The organism is Roseiarcus sp. (assembly GCF_049514155.1).
Lineage (GTDB): Bacteria > Pseudomonadota > Alphaproteobacteria > Rhizobiales > Beijerinckiaceae > Roseiarcus.
In genome coordinates, this window is sequence record NZ_JBEKVH010000068.1 from 1 (window position 1) to 14,964 (window position 14,964).

Annotated in this window: 13 protein-coding genes; 6 read left to right on the forward strand and 7 right to left on the reverse strand. The window is 68.4% G+C overall.

Going from position 1 to position 14,964, the window contains the following annotated elements:
- Window positions 1-1,199 (reverse strand): bifunctional enoyl-CoA hydratase/phosphate acetyltransferase (locus tag ABSF49_RS11470; RefSeq protein WP_424112790.1); only part of this gene is annotated, 1,199 nt, incomplete at its 3' end.
- A 174-nt stretch (window positions 1,200-1,373) separates the two neighbouring features.
- Between ABSF49_RS11470 and ABSF49_RS11475 the strand changes: the two genes are divergently transcribed.
- The 4 genes from ABSF49_RS11475 to ABSF49_RS11490 all read left to right on the forward strand — a co-directional run bounded on the left by ABSF49_RS11475 (window position 1,374) and on the right by ABSF49_RS11490 (window position 5,058).
- Window positions 1,374-2,978: a bifunctional aminoglycoside phosphotransferase/ATP-binding protein gene (locus ABSF49_RS11475; protein WP_424112791.1), complete on the forward strand. Its 1,605-nt coding sequence runs from the start codon at window positions 1,374-1,376 to the stop codon at window positions 2,976-2,978.
- 51 nt (window positions 2,979-3,029) lie between these two features.
- Window positions 3,030-3,671, forward strand: coding sequence for a 2OG-Fe(II) oxygenase (locus tag ABSF49_RS11480; RefSeq protein ID WP_424112792.1), 642 nt, complete (start codon window positions 3,030-3,032; stop codon window positions 3,669-3,671).
- 95 nt (window positions 3,672-3,766) lie between these two features.
- A complete protein-coding gene (locus tag ABSF49_RS11485; protein WP_424112793.1) occupies window positions 3,767-4,345 on the forward strand; it encodes a hypothetical protein in 579 nt (192 codons plus the stop codon).
- Between the two features lie 89 nt (window positions 4,346-4,434).
- A complete protein-coding gene (locus tag ABSF49_RS11490; RefSeq protein WP_424112794.1) occupies window positions 4,435-5,058 on the forward strand; it encodes a hypothetical protein in 624 nt (207 codons plus the stop codon).
- Window positions 5,059-5,077: 19 nt separating this feature from the next.
- On the opposite strand, the gene ABSF49_RS11495 is transcribed toward ABSF49_RS11490, so the two are convergent.
- Window positions 5,078-5,857, reverse strand: a complete 780-nt coding sequence (locus ABSF49_RS11495) for a class I SAM-dependent methyltransferase (RefSeq protein WP_424112795.1) — start codon at window positions 5,855-5,857, stop codon at window positions 5,078-5,080.
- A gap of 420 nt (window positions 5,858-6,277) precedes the next feature.
- On the opposite strand from ABSF49_RS11495, the gene ABSF49_RS11500 reads away from it, so the two are divergent.
- Window positions 6,278-8,674: a putative bifunctional diguanylate cyclase/phosphodiesterase gene (locus ABSF49_RS11500; RefSeq protein ID WP_424112796.1), complete on the forward strand. Its 2,397-nt coding sequence runs from the start codon at window positions 6,278-6,280 to the stop codon at window positions 8,672-8,674.
- A gap of 118 nt (window positions 8,675-8,792) precedes the next feature.
- Here ABSF49_RS11500 and ABSF49_RS11505 read toward each other — a convergent pair whose 3' ends face one another.
- Window positions 8,793-9,281, reverse strand: a complete 489-nt coding sequence (locus ABSF49_RS11505; protein WP_424112797.1) for an Lrp/AsnC family transcriptional regulator — start codon at window positions 9,279-9,281, stop codon at window positions 8,793-8,795.
- Between the two features lie 152 nt (window positions 9,282-9,433).
- Between ABSF49_RS11505 and ABSF49_RS11510 the strand changes: the two genes are divergently transcribed.
- Entirely contained in the window at window positions 9,434-11,068 is a 1,635-nt protein-coding gene (locus ABSF49_RS11510; RefSeq protein ID WP_424112798.1) for a thiamine pyrophosphate-binding protein, read from the forward strand.
- 271 nt (window positions 11,069-11,339) lie between these two features.
- Here the strand turns inward: ABSF49_RS11510 and ABSF49_RS11515 are convergent, their stop codons facing one another.
- The 4 genes from ABSF49_RS11515 to ABSF49_RS11530 are packed head-to-tail and all read right to left on the reverse strand — an operon-like array spanning window position 11,340 to window position 14,823.
- Entirely contained in the window at window positions 11,340-12,080 is a 741-nt protein-coding gene (locus tag ABSF49_RS11515) for an amino acid ABC transporter ATP-binding protein (protein WP_424112799.1), read from the reverse strand.
- A gap of 23 nt (window positions 12,081-12,103) precedes the next feature.
- On the reverse strand, window positions 12,104-13,231 hold the full coding sequence (locus ABSF49_RS11520) for an amino acid ABC transporter permease (RefSeq protein WP_424112800.1): 1,128 nt from the start codon (window positions 13,229-13,231) through the stop codon (window positions 12,104-12,106).
- 1 nt (window position 13,232) lies between these two features.
- Window positions 13,233-14,408, reverse strand: a complete 1,176-nt coding sequence (locus ABSF49_RS11525) for an amino acid ABC transporter permease (protein ID WP_424112801.1) — start codon at window positions 14,406-14,408, stop codon at window positions 13,233-13,235.
- Window positions 14,409-14,427: 19 nt separating this feature from the next.
- Complete coding sequence (locus ABSF49_RS11530; protein ID WP_424112802.1) at window positions 14,428-14,823, reverse strand: hypothetical protein; 396 nt, start codon at window positions 14,821-14,823, stop codon at window positions 14,428-14,430.
- Window positions 14,824-14,964 lie beyond the last annotated feature (141 nt).

Below are 14,964 nucleotides of genomic sequence, written 5' to 3' on the forward strand. Positions count from 1 at the left end.
GCGACGAGGATTTCAGCGCGGCCGGAAACCGGCGAAACGATGCCCTTGCTGATCGCCGCCTCCTCGGAGATCGCATTGTCGAACGCCAGCGGGCCGTCGAGGATGCCGCCGGTGATCTGGCCGCGATCGGCCATCTTGCACAAGGCCGCCGCGTCGATGGTCGAGCGGATGTCGGGCGACACCGTCTCCACCGCCGACAGGATCGCCACCCGCGGCGTGATGATGCCCAGAGCGCGCACCATGTCGATCGCGTTCTGGACGATGTCGCGTTTGTCCATCAGGCTCGGATAGATGTTGACCGCCGCGTCGGTGATGAACAGCGGGCGCGGATAGTTCGGCGCATCGATGGCGAAGACGTGGGTGATGCGGCGCGCGGTGCGCAGGCCGGTCGCAGCCTCGACGACCGGGCTCATCAGCTCCTCGGTGTGCAAGGCGCCCTTCATCAGCGCCTCCGCCCTGCCTTCGCGCGCCATCGCCACGCCCAAGACCGCGGCGGCGTGGCTGTGCGGCGCGTCGACGATCTCGAACCCGGCGAGGTCGAGGTTGGCCAGTTCGGCGGCGCGGCGGATCTTCGCCTCCGGGCCGATCAGCACCGCTTCGATCAGCTTTTCGCGCGCCGCCTCGACCGCGCCGACCAGCGAGGCTTCGTCGACCGGATGGACCACCGCGGTGCGCAATGGCTTGAAGCCGCGCACCAGTTCGAGTAGCTGGCGATAGCGGCGTCCCTTCTCGTGGATTTCTCCGTTGCGGCCGCGCACCCGGCCGCGCGCGATCTTCTCCGACGGCGCGACGACTTCGGCGCTGCCGGCGAGGATCGCTTCGCCGCGCTGGTTGACGGCGCGCAGGTCGAGCGTGACGCGCCGACCCTCGCCCTTCGCCCGCACCGAAACCGCGAGCGTCACCGCATCGCCCGGCGCCGCAGGGCCCTGGTCGGCGAACGACTGGCGAACGAGCAGCGAGCCGAGGCCGGGGAACTGTCCGGCGATCACCGAGGCCGTCAGCGCGCCGGCCCAGCCGGCGGCGCCGGCGATCGCCTCGAAACCGTTGGTGCTGACCAGGCCCGATTCGACCGCGGCCGGGTCAAGCTCGCCGGCGGCGCGAGAGAAGCGCTCGAAATCATCCGGCGTCAGCGTGCGGGTGTAGGTGTGCTTGTCGCCGATCGCCAGTTCGTCGAACGTGCGGTTTTCGATACGGGACATGATCGATCGGGCCCCAGGGCGGCGAATCCGGCGGCAGCGAGCTTAGCGGGTCGGCCGCCACAGGCGAAGCGCGATGCGAACCGTGGAATAGAGCCCCGTCGCGGTTGGATCGCTTGAGGCAGGTCAAGGGCGCGACGGGCCGGAGCGAACGCGCTAGACTCGGCGGCCAGCCCGATGACCAAAAGCAGCGCCCCGACCGCCGGCCCGCCGACGCCCGCAGAGGGCGACCAATCGGAGGTTTTCGCCTTTCTCGCCGACCCCGCCGCCCACGGCGGAATCGGGCCGGTCACGCGCATCGACACCCAGGGCGCGGCGGTCTTCCTCGCCGGCGACGACGCCTACAAGGCGCTGCGGGCGATCCGGCTGCCGTTTCTCGACTTCTCCACCCTCGACAAGCGCCGCGCCGCCTGCGAGGCGGAAATCGCCGCCAATCGCGACAACGCGCCTGGCGTCTATCTCGGCGTGACGCCGATCGTGCGCCGCGGCGGCGGCCTGGCGATCGGCGGCGAGGGCGAAGTCGTCGAATGGACGACGCATATGCGCCGCTTCGACGAGAACGCGACGCTCGACCGCGTCGCCGAACGCGGCGAATTGTCGAGCGACCTGATCCGCCGCCTCGCCGCCGCCATCCGCCGTTCGCACGACCGCGCGCCGCAGGGCGACGGCGAACGCGCGACGCGGTCGCTGGCGACTTATCTCGATCAGAACCAGGCCGCCTTCGCGGCGCGGCCAGACTTGTTCGCGCCGCAGCGCGCCGCGGCGCTCGACCGCGAGAGCCGCGTCGCGTTCGCCGCGCTTCGATCGCTGCTGATCGCGCGCGGCGAAGCGGGCCGGGTGCGGCGCGGTCACGGCGACCTGCACCTGCGCAACATCGCGCTGATCGACGGCGAGCCGACCTTGTTCGACGCGATCGCGTTCGATCCCGACGTCGCCGCCGGCGACGTCCTTTACGATCTCGCCTTCACGCTGATGGACCTTTGGGAGCGCGACCTTGCCGCCGCGGCCAACCTTCTGCTGGCGAGTTATCTTTCGCTCGGCCGGACGGACGAGCTCGACGGGCTCGCCGCCCTGCCGTTCTTCATGAGCCTGCGCGCCGCGATCCGCGCCAAGGTCGAAGCGGCGAACCTCGCTCATCTCGCCGGCGGCGCGCGGCGCGCCGAGCGCGCGCTGGCGCGCCGCTATTTCGTCCTCGCCGAGGCGTTCTTGCGCCCTGCGCCGCCGCGTCTGGTCGCGATCGGCGGCCTTTCGGGAGCGGGAAAAAGCGCGCTCGCCGCCGCGCTCGCGCCGGAGATCGGACGGTCGCCGGGCGCGCTGACGCTGCGCAGCGACGTCGAACGCAAGCGCTTGTTCGCCGTCGCCGAGACCGAGCGCCTGCCGCCCGCCGGCTACGACCTCGCCGCGACCGAGGCGACTTACGCGCGCCTCATCGACAAGGCGCGCCGCGCGCTCGCCGCGGGCCAGGGCGTCGTTCTCGACGCGGTCTACGCCAAGTCTCACGAGCGACGAACCGCGGCGCGGCTCGCCGCCGAACTCGCCGTCCCCTTCATCGGTCTTTGGCTTCAGGGGCCGCTCGCGACGCGCCTCGAACGGATCGGCCGGCGCAGCGGCGACGCTTCCGACGCCGACGCCGCAATCGCCGCGCGCCAATCGGCAGAAGCGCTCGCCGAGCCCGGCTGGAGCGGGCTCGAGGCGAGCGGCGGGCTCGCGGCGACGATCGCAGCGGCGCGGCGAAAGTTGAAACGCTCCAATTCTTGGCTGCATCCAGGCGATCTGGTATAGGCTCGCCCCGAAACGGCGCGCGGCCCGACGGGCGCCGAGCTGGAGCGGCCGATGAGCTATTGCGATTTCGCCGGGCTGGAGCGTGCGCCGCTCGAGCGCGACCCTTTCGACTTCGTCGTCGTGCCCGACTTCCTCAAGAGCGAGAATTTCCCCGCCGTTCTATCTGATTATCCTGAGGTTCCCGGGCCAGGGTCGCATCCGCCGGCGGAGCTCGAGATCCACGGCCATTTCCGCGCGCTGATCGACGAACTGCGCGGCCCGGAGTTCCAGGCGGCGATCGAACGCAAGTTCGACATCGACCTTTCCGGCCGACCGACCATGTACACCGTGCGCGGCTACGTGCGCGAACGCGACGGCGCGATCCACACCGACTCGAAGACCAAAATCATCACCGTCCTGCTCTATATGAACGAGCGCTGGCAGGAGGACGCCGGGCGCCTTCGGCTCCTGCGCGGACCCGAAAATCTCGACGACTATGTCGCCGAAGTGCCGCCCTACGGCGGCACGCTGCTGGCGTTCCGCCGCGCCGACAATTCCTGGCACGGCCACAAGCCGATCTCCGGCCAGCGACGGGCGATCCAGCTGAATTGGGTCACCTCGCAGGCGGTGGTCGACGCCGAGCAGAACCGGCACGGCTTTTCGACCCGGCTGAAGCGGCTCAAGAACCTGTTCGTGAAAAGTTCGGCGGCGTAAAGCCGTGGATCGCGTGGCCGCAGCGAATCGCGGCGCAAAGGCACTCTGACGCTGAGCGAAGCGGCGGCGCGGAGCGGAGGACAAGGGGACAGACGATGTACAACAAGAGTTTCGCGATTGGCTTTGCGGCCATGGCGCTCGCCGGCGCGTTCGGCCTGGCGATGATCGGCCCAGCCAATGCAATGTCGAACAAACAGTGTGGCGCAGACTGGAAGGCCGCCGAGGCGGCTGGGACCGCAACCGGAATGACCTACCGCGATTTCCAGCAATCGCATTGCAAAGGCAGTGCTGAACCGGCGGCCGCTCCGGCCGCGGCCTCCACTCCCGCTCCCGCCCCGGCAGCCACGCCCACTGCGGCCGCCGCGCCTGCGCCGGCGATGACGCCGGCCGCCGCCGCGACGCCGATGACCATGCCCATGGCGACGCCCAAGCCGAAGAAGACGCCGGCCGCCGCGGCGCCGGCCGCCGCCGAGGGCGCCGGCCAGTTCGCCGCCGAGGCCGAGGCGAAGGCGCATTGCCCGAGCGACACCGTCGTCTGGCTCAACACCACGTCGCATAAGTACCACTTCGCCGGCCACAAGAGCTACGGCACGACCAAGCACGGCGCCTATATGTGCGAAGCCGACGCCAAGGCGGCCGGCAACGCCGCCGCGAAGGGCGAAGAGCCGAAGTGATCCGTCGCTAGCGGCCGCCCCCGTCGGCCGTCAAGATCGACGCCGCTTCGCCCCAGGGCGGAGCGGCGTTTTCGTTTTCGGAGGCGCCCATGCCGCAGGATTGCTGCCACCCGATCGCCGCCCACCACAAGCTGCGCATTCCCGACACTTACGTCTCGAGCCTGATGCTCGACCGCGCGCTCGACGCCATCGCCCGCCGCGTCGGTTCGATCGACCGCGAGCACGACATTCCCTATCTCGCCGGCTACAGCCTCGACGGCAAACGCATCTACATCGACCGCCATCTGCCGCCGACGTTCCGCTATCGCGGCCGCGACGTGGCGGTCGACCGCTATCTGCTGTTGCACGAGGAAGTCGAAAAGACGCTGATCGACCAGCTCGATCTCCACTATCAGCACGCGCACCAGATCGCGACGCGCGCCGAGGAAGCGGCGGTGCGCGCCGACGCCGTCTCTTGGCGCGCTTACGACCGTTTCATGCAGCAATACGTCAAGACGATGGGCGACGAGCGGCTGACCAAGCTGCCCGCCGATCTCGATCTTAAGCCGTATCGCGACGAACACGACTACGATCTGATGCGTCGCATGGGAGCGGCCGCGGCCGACCCCAGCCATCCGGCGCATGGCGACAAGCCGCTGCGCCGCCGTCTCGACCGCGCGCTGGCGACGCGCGCGGCGAAGCCGGCGGCGGCGCAGGCGCGCGCCGGCGGTTGACCGGCGACGCGTCGCCGCGTCAGTCGCGCCGCCGGCAGGCGTAGGCGTGCGTCACGTAGGGAAATGAGACCGTGGCGCGGCCGGCGAGCGACGGCGTCGCCGCGATCAGCGCCCGCACCGCGTCGGCCACCCGCGCCTGTTCGTCTTTCGGCAGCGCGGCGATGAAACTGACCGACAGCGCGCGTTCGACGATGACGCGCTCGGGCGATCCGACGTGCTCGTAGGCGAAGCGCCGTTCGGTCAGCGGCGTGAAGCCCGGCGCGGGAAAAACCTCGCGCCAGCGCCCGCTCTCGTGGCGCGGCGCGTCGCCCTGATGGCGATCGAGGATCTTGGTCAGCGCCGCCATCCAGGCGACGCGCGCGTCGCGGACATTCCACACCAGGCCGAGCGCGCCGCCGGGTTTGAGCGCGCGCCGCATCTCGCTCAGCGCGGCGGGCCGGGCGAACCAATGGAACGACTGCGCGCAGACGATGGCGTCGACCGAGGCGTCGGCGAGCGGCAGATGGTCGGCTTCGCCGGGAAGCGCCTCGACGTCGGGATGGGCGGCGACCAGCAGCGCGCGCATCGCCTCGACCGGCTCGACGGCGACCACCCGCGCGCCGGTCGCATTGAGCAGCGGCGTGAACTTGCCGGTGCCGGCGCCGAGATCGACGACGACGCGGCCCGGCGCGAGGCCGAGCTCGTCGCGGAGCCAATCGGCGAGCGCCGCGGGATAGTCGGGCCGCGATTCCTGATAGGCCTCGGCCGCAGCGCCGAAGCCCTTCGCCGCGGCGTGATGGATAGAGGGGCGGTCGGTCATGCGAACCTCCGGCAGCGCGACGGACTTGAGCGGCCAAGAGCCCCGCCCCGCGCGCCAAGTCAAGCGCGCGCGTCAGGCGGGCGCGGGTCCGTTTGCAATGCCGCGCGCGGCCTTCGCCAGCGACGTCGACGGGCGCGAAAGATTGCCCGAAAGCCATTGTTAATGATCAGCCTTCACAGTCCTGCGTGACGGTCGAACCGGGCGAACGCCGTTCCCCGGGGCGCGGGCATGACGCCGCACGCTCGTTCTGGAAGGATCCGGAACTTCCCGTCGATGCCGCAAAGAGACCGGCGCGCGCCAAGATTCGTCGAAGCGGGTTTGACGCAACATTGCCGGCGACCGAGCAGGCTGCGCAGAACCGACAGCCGAAACGTGAGCAGGACTGGCGTCGTGAATACAATTTTTCGGGCCGCAACGGCAATGACCACGATCGAACATCAAAGCAATGGCGACCCGACAGAACCGCCTGTAGGATTACTTGCTATTCCAACCGACAATCCGAGCCTGATGCAATCGCAGGTCAAGGCTCTGTCCAGACGAATTCCGCTTCTCTATTTCATCGTCTTGGTGAATACGGCGGCCGTCGCCTCGACTCACTACGGGATCGCGCCCGATTTCCTCACGATCGGCTTCCCGACCATCGTCTTGATCGCCGGCCTCATGCGAGCGCGAGCCTGGGTGAAGTCGCGCGGCGGAGCGATCAGCGACGCCGACGCGCGCAGCCTCCTCAACGCCACGGTCGTCGTCGCCGGCGTCTTTGGCGCGATGTTCCTCGTCTGGGGACTCGCTCTCTACCAATACGGCGACGCCTACGCGCAGGGGCACGTCGTATTCTATATGGCGATCACGGTGATCAGCGCCATCTTCTGCCTGATGCATCTGCGATCCGCCGCCCTCTTGCTGACCGGCGTCACCGTCGTTCCTTTCTCGATCTTCTTCCTGGCCACAGGGCACCCCGTTTTCATCGCAATCGCGATCAATACGCTGCTGGTCTCGGCGGTCATGGTGTATGTTCTGCTCACCTATTCGCGCGATTTCGCCAACATGGTCGCCTACCAGCAAAAGCTGGTCGGGACGCATAATGCGGAGACCGAGCGCGTTCGCCTGGCCGCCGAAATCGAGCGTACGGCCCAGCGGGAGATCTTGAAACACGCCGGACGCTTTGAGGTCGCCCTCAACAACATGTTGCAGGGCCTGTGCATGTTCGACGTCGACGATCGCCTGATCGTCTGCAATCAACGCTACGCGAAAATGTATGCGTTGCCGGACGAGCTGACGCAGCCGGGCGCGCGCTGGCGGGACATTGTCGCCCATCGGGTGAAGACGTTCGGCTACCGCGACCTCGGCTATGACGATGTCCTTGCGCAACACCGCGCCATCGATCTGACAAAGAACGAAACAACCGCGACGCGCGTCCTTGGAGACGGGCGCATCATTTTCGTTCGCCATCAGCCGATCAACGAGGGAGGATGGGTCGCCACGCATGAAGACATCACCGAGCGGCACAAGGCTCAAGAGCAGCTGTCGCACATGGCGCATTACGACGCCTTGACCGGCGTCGCCAATCGCTACCTTCTTCAGGAGCGCATGGAGAGGGCCGTCGCTGGCCTTCAACGTGGCGACGCGTTCGCTGTTCTCTGTGTCGGGCTCAATCATATCAAGAGCGCCAACGACGCTCTCGGCCATGCAGTCGGCGACGCCTTGCTTCGCGAGGTCGCCGCTCGATTGAGCGCGTGCGTCCAAGGAAGCGACACCCTCGCCAGAATCGGCGGGAGCGAGTTCGCGATTTTGCAGATTGGAATCGCGGGACCGGACGAACCGATCGACCTCGCACGGCAAGTATTGGATGTTCTCACCAGACCCTACGAAATCGAAGGTCATCAAATCAACATCGACGCGAGCGTGGGGATGGCGTTGGCGCCGCGCGACGAAACCGCCGGCCCGCCGCTGTTGCGCCAGGCCGATATCGCGCTGAGTCGCGCGAAGATGGAGGGCGGCAAGACCTGGCGTTCTTTCGAGGTCGCGATGGACGCCGAGCTTCAATCCCGGCGCGGGCTCGAGATCGATCTACGTAAGGCATTGGCGAACAGTGAATTTGAAGTCTACTTTCAACCCATCAACAGCGCCAAGAGCAGAACGATCAAAAGCTTCGAGGCGCTGGTGCGTTGGCGCCATCCCGAGCGCGGCATGATCTCGCCAGCCGACTTTATTCCGTTGGCGGAGCAAACGGGCCTGATCGTGCCGTTGGGCGAATGGGTGCTAAGGACGGCGTGCCAGGAAGCGATTCATTGGCCTACCGACGTACGCGTTTCGGTCAACCTGTCGGCTTGTCAATTCAGGACGGGCGATCTGATCGGAACGGTTAGCAAGGCGCTTGCCGACGCCGGATTGCCGGCCCGACGACTGGAACTCGAGATCACCGAGTCGGTCCTGCTCGACGGAAGCAGCGACAATCTGGCGACGCTGCACGGGCTGCGCGGCCTTGGGGCCAAAATTGCGATGGACGATTTCGGAACCGGCTATTCGTCGCTCAGCTATCTGCGAAGCTTTCCGTTCGATAAGATCAAGATCGATCAATCCTTCGTCAAGAACATCGATCAGCGAGACGCGCGGGAGATCGTCAGAGCGATCGCCAACCTCGGCCGGACGCTCGGGATAACGACGACCGCCGAAGGCGTCGAGACCGAGGATCAACTCAAGACGATGATCGCGTATCGCTGCACGGAAGTGCAGGGTTATCTCTTCAGCCGCCCCGTGCCCGCCTCGGAAGTGCGTGGACTCCTGGAAATGTTTTACCAGGCGCGACAGGCTGCCTAGCAGCAAGAGCGCCCGCAGCGCCGCGCCGAAGCGAACGCCCGCTTCGGCGCTCCGATCGCCCGAAGTCGACAGTGCGCTCTCGGCCGCCTCCGCAAGTTCAATCTCGGGCCGCCGTCCTTCAATCGCGTCGGCGCGCCGCGCCCTTTTCGCCCGCGCCGACTCTCAGCGCCGTCGTCTCCTTGATCCGCTTGACCGGAATGGTGGTGCGGGTGTTGGCGACGCCGTCGATGCGCGCGAGCGTCTCGGTGAGGAAGCGATGGAATTCGTCGAGGTCGGCGACGGCGATCTTGAGCAGGTAGTCGTAGGCGCCGGTGACGAAGGCGCATTCGAGCACCTCGGGCCGGGCGAGGATCGCCGTCTCGAAGCGCGACGAAAAGGCCTCCGACTGCTTTTCCAGCCGCACCTCGACATAGGCGACGAAACCGGCGCCGACCGCCTTGCCGTCGACCAGCGCGACGATGCCGCGAATGATTCCCTCCGCTTCGAGCGCGCGCACGCGCCTGAGACACGGCGAGGGCGAGAGGCCGACACGCGCCGCCAGTTCTTGGTTGGCGATGGCGGCGTTCTGTTGGAGTTCGCCCAAGATCTTGCGGTCGATTTCGTCCATGCGCAATTCAATGCCACGAACAGCGAGAATTGCAACATCGGATAGCGTTGTAGCGGCAGCGCGCGGCGCACAACGCGCGCCGATTTCGCCGCGCCCGGTTTAGGCTGCCGATGCGACCGGCGCCTGCCGCCGCGCGCGCCGGAGGCCTGCCCATGACGCGACGCGCCTATCACGTTCTCATCGACGTCCTGCGCGACGAAGGCGTCACCCATGTCTTCGGCAACCCCGGTTCGACCGAGATGCCGCTGATGGACGCTTTGGTCGACGCGCCCGACGTCGCCTATGTGCTTGGCCTGCAGGAGGCGACGGCGGTCGCCATGGCCGACGGCTGGGCGCTCGCCTCGGGCAAGGTCGGCTTCGTCAATCTCCACGCGATGGGCGGGCTCGGCAACGCGATGGGGGCGCTGGTCGCCAGCAAGGCGAGCGAAACGCCGCTGGTCGTCACCGCCGGCCAGCAGGACACGCGTCATCTGTCGAGCGAGCCGTGGCTCGCCGGCGATCTGGTCGCGCTCGCTTCGCCGGCGATGAAATGGGCCGGCGAAGCGCGGCGCGGCGCCGACGTCGGCAAGCTCGTCCGACGCGCTTTCGCCATCGCCCGCACGCCGCCGTGCGGGCCGGTGTTTCTGTCGTTGCCGATGGACGTGCTCGGCGAGGAAGCGAACGAGCCGGCGCCGCCGCGCTCCGCGCCGGCGCGGCTCGGCCCCTCGCCCGACGCGGCGGCGCTTGCCGAGGCGCTGGCGCCTTACGGCCCGGACGACGTCGTCGTCGTGCTCGGCGACGACCTCGCGCCCTCGGCGGCCGACGCGCTGGTCGCCTTCGCCGAAGCGGGCGGCTACGCGGTGTGGGGCACGCAGCTCACCTCGCGCGTCGCCTTCCCCGCCGCGCATCCGTGCTGGGCGGGCGTGCTGAAGCCGGACTTCGCCGAGATGCGGGCGCGGCTCGCCGGCCTGAAGGCGCTGGTCCTGGTCGGCGGCCGCGCCTTCATCGCTTATCCCTATCGCGACGTCGAGCCGATCCCCGACGGGGTCAGGATCTTCCACGTCGCCGAGACGCCCGAGGCGTTCGGCCGCGAGCACGCCGCCGACCTCGCCCTCCTCGGCGAGGTTCCGGCGACGCTCGCCGCCGCCGCCGCCGCGCTGCGCGCCAAGGTCGACGCGACCGCGGTGGCGGCGCGCATCGGCGCGCGGGCGAAGCTCAAGGCGGATCACGCCGCGGCGACGCGCGCCGCGATTCTCGCCGGCGCGCACTCCGAGCTGACCTCCGACGCGGCGGTGCTCGCCGTGTTCGACGCCCTGCCCGACGACGCCCTGATCACCAACGATTCGGCGGCGACCTTCGGCGCGGTGCAGGAGCTGATGGCGACGCGGCCGGGGCGCTACTTCTTCTCGCGCGGCGGCGTGCTCGGCTGCAACATGCCGGCGGCGGTCGGCGCAGCGTTGCAGCATTCCGGGCCGGTGGCGTCGCTGGTCGGCGACGGCGGCGCGATGTACTCGCCGCAGGCGCTGTGGAGCGCCGCCCACCAGCGAGCGCATGTCGTGTTCTTCGTCTTCAACAACCGCCGCTACGGCGTGCTGCAGAACGTCGCGCGCCAGCTCGGCTGCGCCAACGCGCTCGCCGGCCGCTTCGTCGGCATGGAGGTCACCGACCCGCCGATCGACTTCCTCGCCCTCGCCGCCGCGATGGGCGTGCCAGCCGCGCGCGCCGACAGTCGCGAAGCGATCGCCGCCGCTGCGAAGAGGGCATTTGCGCGGTCAGGGCCGAGCTTGATCGAGATTCCGGTGAAGTGAGGCCCGCGCTGACTGCCTGAGCCATGCTCGGCGTCAAGGCCAAACCGCCTATCGGCGGCGCTTCGCGGCCTTGACCCCTCCGCGTGGCTCAGGCGGAAGGTTTGCATGATCTCCGACGCCCACGACCGGCGCGCAGCGCCGGATTTGGACGTCGGAGATCATGACAACCAAACGCCATGTCGCGACGACGCAGTCACCGCGAAGCGGCCGAAGCGCGAGCGTAGGAGCGCTGCAGGCGCTTGACGGCGGCGGCGCGACATGGCCGCTCCCCTCACCGCAAAATCTGCCCCAAGAACGCCTTGGTCCGCTCGTGCTGAGGGTGGGCGAAGAATTCGTTCGGCGCGTTGATCTCGACGATCTCGCCCTGGTCCATGAACGCGACGCGGTCGGCGACGTTGCGGGCGAAGCCCATCTCGTGAGTGACGACGACCATGGTCATGCCCTCCTCGGCGAGCTCGGTCATCGCGTCGAGCACTTCCTTGACCATCTCCGGGTCGAGCGCCGAGGTCGGCTCGTCGAACAGCATGATCTTCGGGTTCATGCACAAGGCGCGGGCGATGGCGACGCGCTGCTGCTGGCCGCCGGACAGCTGGCCGGGATATTTGAACGCCTGTTCGGGGATCTTGACCCGCTCGAGGAACTTCATCGCCAGCGCTTCCGCCTCGCGCTTCGGCGTCTTGCGCACCCAGAGCGGCGCCAGCGCGCAGTTCTCCAGCACCGTCAGATGGGGGAAGAGGTTGAACGACTGGAACACCATGCCGACTTCGCGCCGCACCTCGTCGACGCTCTTGAGGTCGCGGGTGAGCTCGACCCCGTCGACGCGGATCAATCCGCGCTGATGCTCCTCGAGCCGATTGACGCAGCGGATCAGCGTCGACTTGCCCGAGCCGGACGGGCCGCAGACGACGATGCGCTCGCCGCGCCCGACGGCGAGATTGATCGCGCGCAACACATGGAACGAACCGTACCATTTGTGCACGTCGACGAATTCGATGATCGGATCGCTCGCCATCGACGCCTTTCCCCCGCCCGCTCCTACTGCCGCCGCCCCAGCGCCAGCCGCCGCTCGATCGCCGCCGAATAACGCGACATCGCATAGCAGAAGACGAAATAGAACGCCGCGGCGAAGGCGTAGCCGGTCGTCAGCAGGGTTGGACCGCTCCACACCGCGTCCTTGAGGCCGTTGTCGATCGCGGCGAGAAAATCGACCATGCCGACGCTCGCCACCAGCGTCGTATCCTTGAACAGGCCGATGAAATTGTTGACCAGGCCCGGTATGACCAGCGTCAGCGCCTGCGGCAGAATGACGAGGCCCATCAGCCGCCAATAGCTTAAGCCCAGCGCCATCGCCCCTTCGTACTGGCCGCGCGGCAGCGCCTGCAGCCCGCCGCGCACTTCTTCGGCGAGATAGGCGGCGGCGAACAGCGCCGCGCCGACCAGCGGCGGAATGAAACGATCAGGAATCCAGCCGGGCGGCAGGAACAGCGGCAGCATGTTCTCGGCCATGTAGAGCACGGCGATGAACGGCACGCCGCGCACGCCCTCGATGAACATGACGCTCGCGGCCTTGACGATCGGCAGGCGCGAACGGCGCCCGAGGGCGAGCAGCACGCCGAGCGGCAGCGAGAAGACGATGCCGACTAGCGCCGTCAGCAGCGAAACGAAAATCCCGCCCCAGAGCTGGGTGTCGACCAGCGGCAGGCGGAGGCTTTCCGCGCCGCGCAGCAGCACGAAACCGACCACAGGATAGACGACGAAGAACAGGATCGCGCCGAAGCCGCGGCGCGGCGCGCCCGGCCACAGCAGCCAGACGATCAGCACGGCGCCGATTCCCTCGACGACGTCGACCCGCCACCGTTCGGCCTGCGGATAGGAGCCGTAACGGAAATAGTCGAGCTTGTCGGCGATGAAGGCCCAGCAGGCGCCGTCCTGATGGGCGCGGCAGAGCGCGCCGTCGGACGCGCGCCACACCGCGCGCGTCGTCGCCCAGGCGATCAGATCGGGCAGCGTCCACAGGCAGAACGCGAGCAGCAGCAGCGTGACCGCACTCGACCAGCGCGACGAGAACAGATTGGCGCGCAGCCAGCCGATCGCGCCGCGCCGGGCGAGCGGCGGCGGCAGGATCGGCCCGGGAGCGGCCCGCACATAGGCGACGGCGGCCATGCTAGCGCTCCTTCAGCGCGTTGCGCGCGTCGAACAGGTTGAGCGCGAAGGAGACGACCAGCGAGATCGCCAGATAGACGGCCATCGTCACCGCCATCACCTGCATCGCCGCATGGGTCTGGTTGAGCACCGTGCCGGCGAAGACGAGCACCAGGTCAGGATAGCCGACGAACACGGCGAGCGACGAGTTCTTGATGATGTTCAGATATTGCGAGGTCAGCGGCGGCGTGATCAGCCTCAGCGCCTGCGGCACGACGACCAGCCGCAGCGCCAACGGCCGATGCAGGCCGAGCGCGGCGGCCGCCTCGCTCTGGCCGCGCGGCACCGCCATGACGCCGGCGCGCACGATCTCGGCGATGAAGCCGGCGGTATAGGTCACGAGGCCGAAGACAAGCGCGGCGAATTCGGGATGGATCTCGGTCCCGCCGCGCAGGTTGAAGCCGGAGAGCTGCGCGAACTCGAGGCCGATCGGCCGGCCGGCGGTGAAATAGGCAACCGCCGGCAGACCGGCGATCAGCGCCAGCGCGGTCCACAGGTCGTGCGACCGCTCGCCCGTCGCCGCCTGGCGCCGACGCGCCGCGATCGCCAACGCCAAGATCAGCGCGGCGGCGAGCGCCAGCGCCGCGCCGACAAGCCGTGCGCCGTCATAAAAAATCGGGCGCGGCAGGTAGAGGCCGCGATTGTTGAGGAAGACGACGCCGGCGACGCTCATCGACTGGCGCGGCGACGGCAACGTCTTCAGCACCGCGTTGTACCAGAAGAACAGCTGCAACAGCAGCGGCGTGTTGCGCGTCAGTTCGACATAGACCAGCGCCAGCCGCGACAGCAGCCAGTTGGGCGCGAGCCGCGCCAGGCCGACGGCGAAGCCGAGCGGCGTCGCCAACACGATGCTGACCGCGCCAACCAGCAGGGTGTTGATGAGGCCGACCCAGAACGCGCGGCCGTAAGTCGACAGCGCCGAATAGGGAATGAGCGTCTGATTGATGTCGAAGCCGGCGGTCTCGTCCCAGAAGCCGAAGCCCATCGGCACGCCGCGCGCCTGCATGTTGGCGACGGCGTTGCGCCAGGCGAGGACTGCGAGGCCGATCAGCGCCGCGGCGAGCAGAGCCTGATAGAGGAGCGCGCGCGCGCGCGGATCGTTGGCGATCGAGACCCGCCGCGCGCGCGCGTTCGCCATATCCCCTGCGCCTCGTCGATTACGCGCCGCCGCAGGAATGTTCGGCGTCAGGCAGGGTCCATTGGCCGTGACTGCGCAGATTGACGGTCTTGTAGATCTTGCCGCGATGGTCGCCCTTCGGGCAGCCTTTCGGAACCGAGACCAGGCAGACCTCGGCCGGATCGCCGGGCCGCGAGGCGTCGATCGCCGCGACCTGGTCGTAGGAGACCTGGTAGCCGCCGTTGACGAAGTCGACCGCGCTGCCCGAACCGGCGACCGGCTTGCCGTCGCCGTCGATCAGCCGCGTCTCGATCCGCGCGACCTTGGTCTTGGCGCAATCGCCGACGTGTTTGGGCATCGGCTCGGCCATCGCCGGGGCGGCCAAGGCAGGCGCTGCAATTGCGAGCGCGGCGAGGCAGGCGACGACACGGATCATGGCGGCCTCCGGGCGACGGCGATGTCGCGCTCGAATGGTTCCACGCGCCGCTGGCGATGTCCATCGGCGCAGCCTGGCGCCGGGCGGCGGGAGGCGCTTGCCAAGCCGACGACGCCTACCTATAAACCGCCGTCCGCGGCG

Bases quoted from the DNA above. Each gene is read 5' to 3' on its own strand.
- ABSF49_RS11475 (WP_424112791.1), top strand. From the start codon at position 1,374: ATGACCAAAAGCAGCGCCCCGACCGCCGGCCCGCCGACGCCCGCAGAG.
- ABSF49_RS11480 (WP_424112792.1), top strand. From the start codon at position 3,030: ATGAGCTATTGCGATTTCGCCGGGCTGGAGCGTGCGCCGCTCGAGCGC.
- ABSF49_RS11485 (WP_424112793.1), top strand. From the start codon at position 3,767: ATGTACAACAAGAGTTTCGCGATTGGCTTTGCGGCCATGGCGCTCGCC.
- ABSF49_RS11490 (WP_424112794.1), top strand. From the start codon at position 4,435: ATGCCGCAGGATTGCTGCCACCCGATCGCCGCCCACCACAAGCTGCGC.
- ABSF49_RS11495 (WP_424112795.1), bottom strand. From the start codon at position 5,857: ATGACCGACCGCCCCTCTATCCATCACGCCGCGGCGAAGGGCTTCGGC.
- ABSF49_RS11500 (WP_424112796.1), top strand. From the start codon at position 6,278: ATGACCACGATCGAACATCAAAGCAATGGCGACCCGACAGAACCGCCT.
- ABSF49_RS11505 (WP_424112797.1), bottom strand. From the start codon at position 9,281: ATGGACGAAATCGACCGCAAGATCTTGGGCGAACTCCAACAGAACGCC.
- ABSF49_RS11510 (WP_424112798.1), top strand. From the start codon at position 9,434: ATGACGCGACGCGCCTATCACGTTCTCATCGACGTCCTGCGCGACGAA.
- ABSF49_RS11515 (WP_424112799.1), bottom strand. From the start codon at position 12,080: ATGGCGAGCGATCCGATCATCGAATTCGTCGACGTGCACAAATGGTAC.
- ABSF49_RS11520 (WP_424112800.1), bottom strand. From the start codon at position 13,231: ATGGCCGCCGTCGCCTATGTGCGGGCCGCTCCCGGGCCGATCCTGCCG.
- ABSF49_RS11525 (WP_424112801.1), bottom strand. From the start codon at position 14,408: ATGGCGAACGCGCGCGCGCGGCGGGTCTCGATCGCCAACGATCCGCGC.
- ABSF49_RS11530 (WP_424112802.1), bottom strand. From the start codon at position 14,823: ATGATCCGTGTCGTCGCCTGCCTCGCCGCGCTCGCAATTGCAGCGCCT.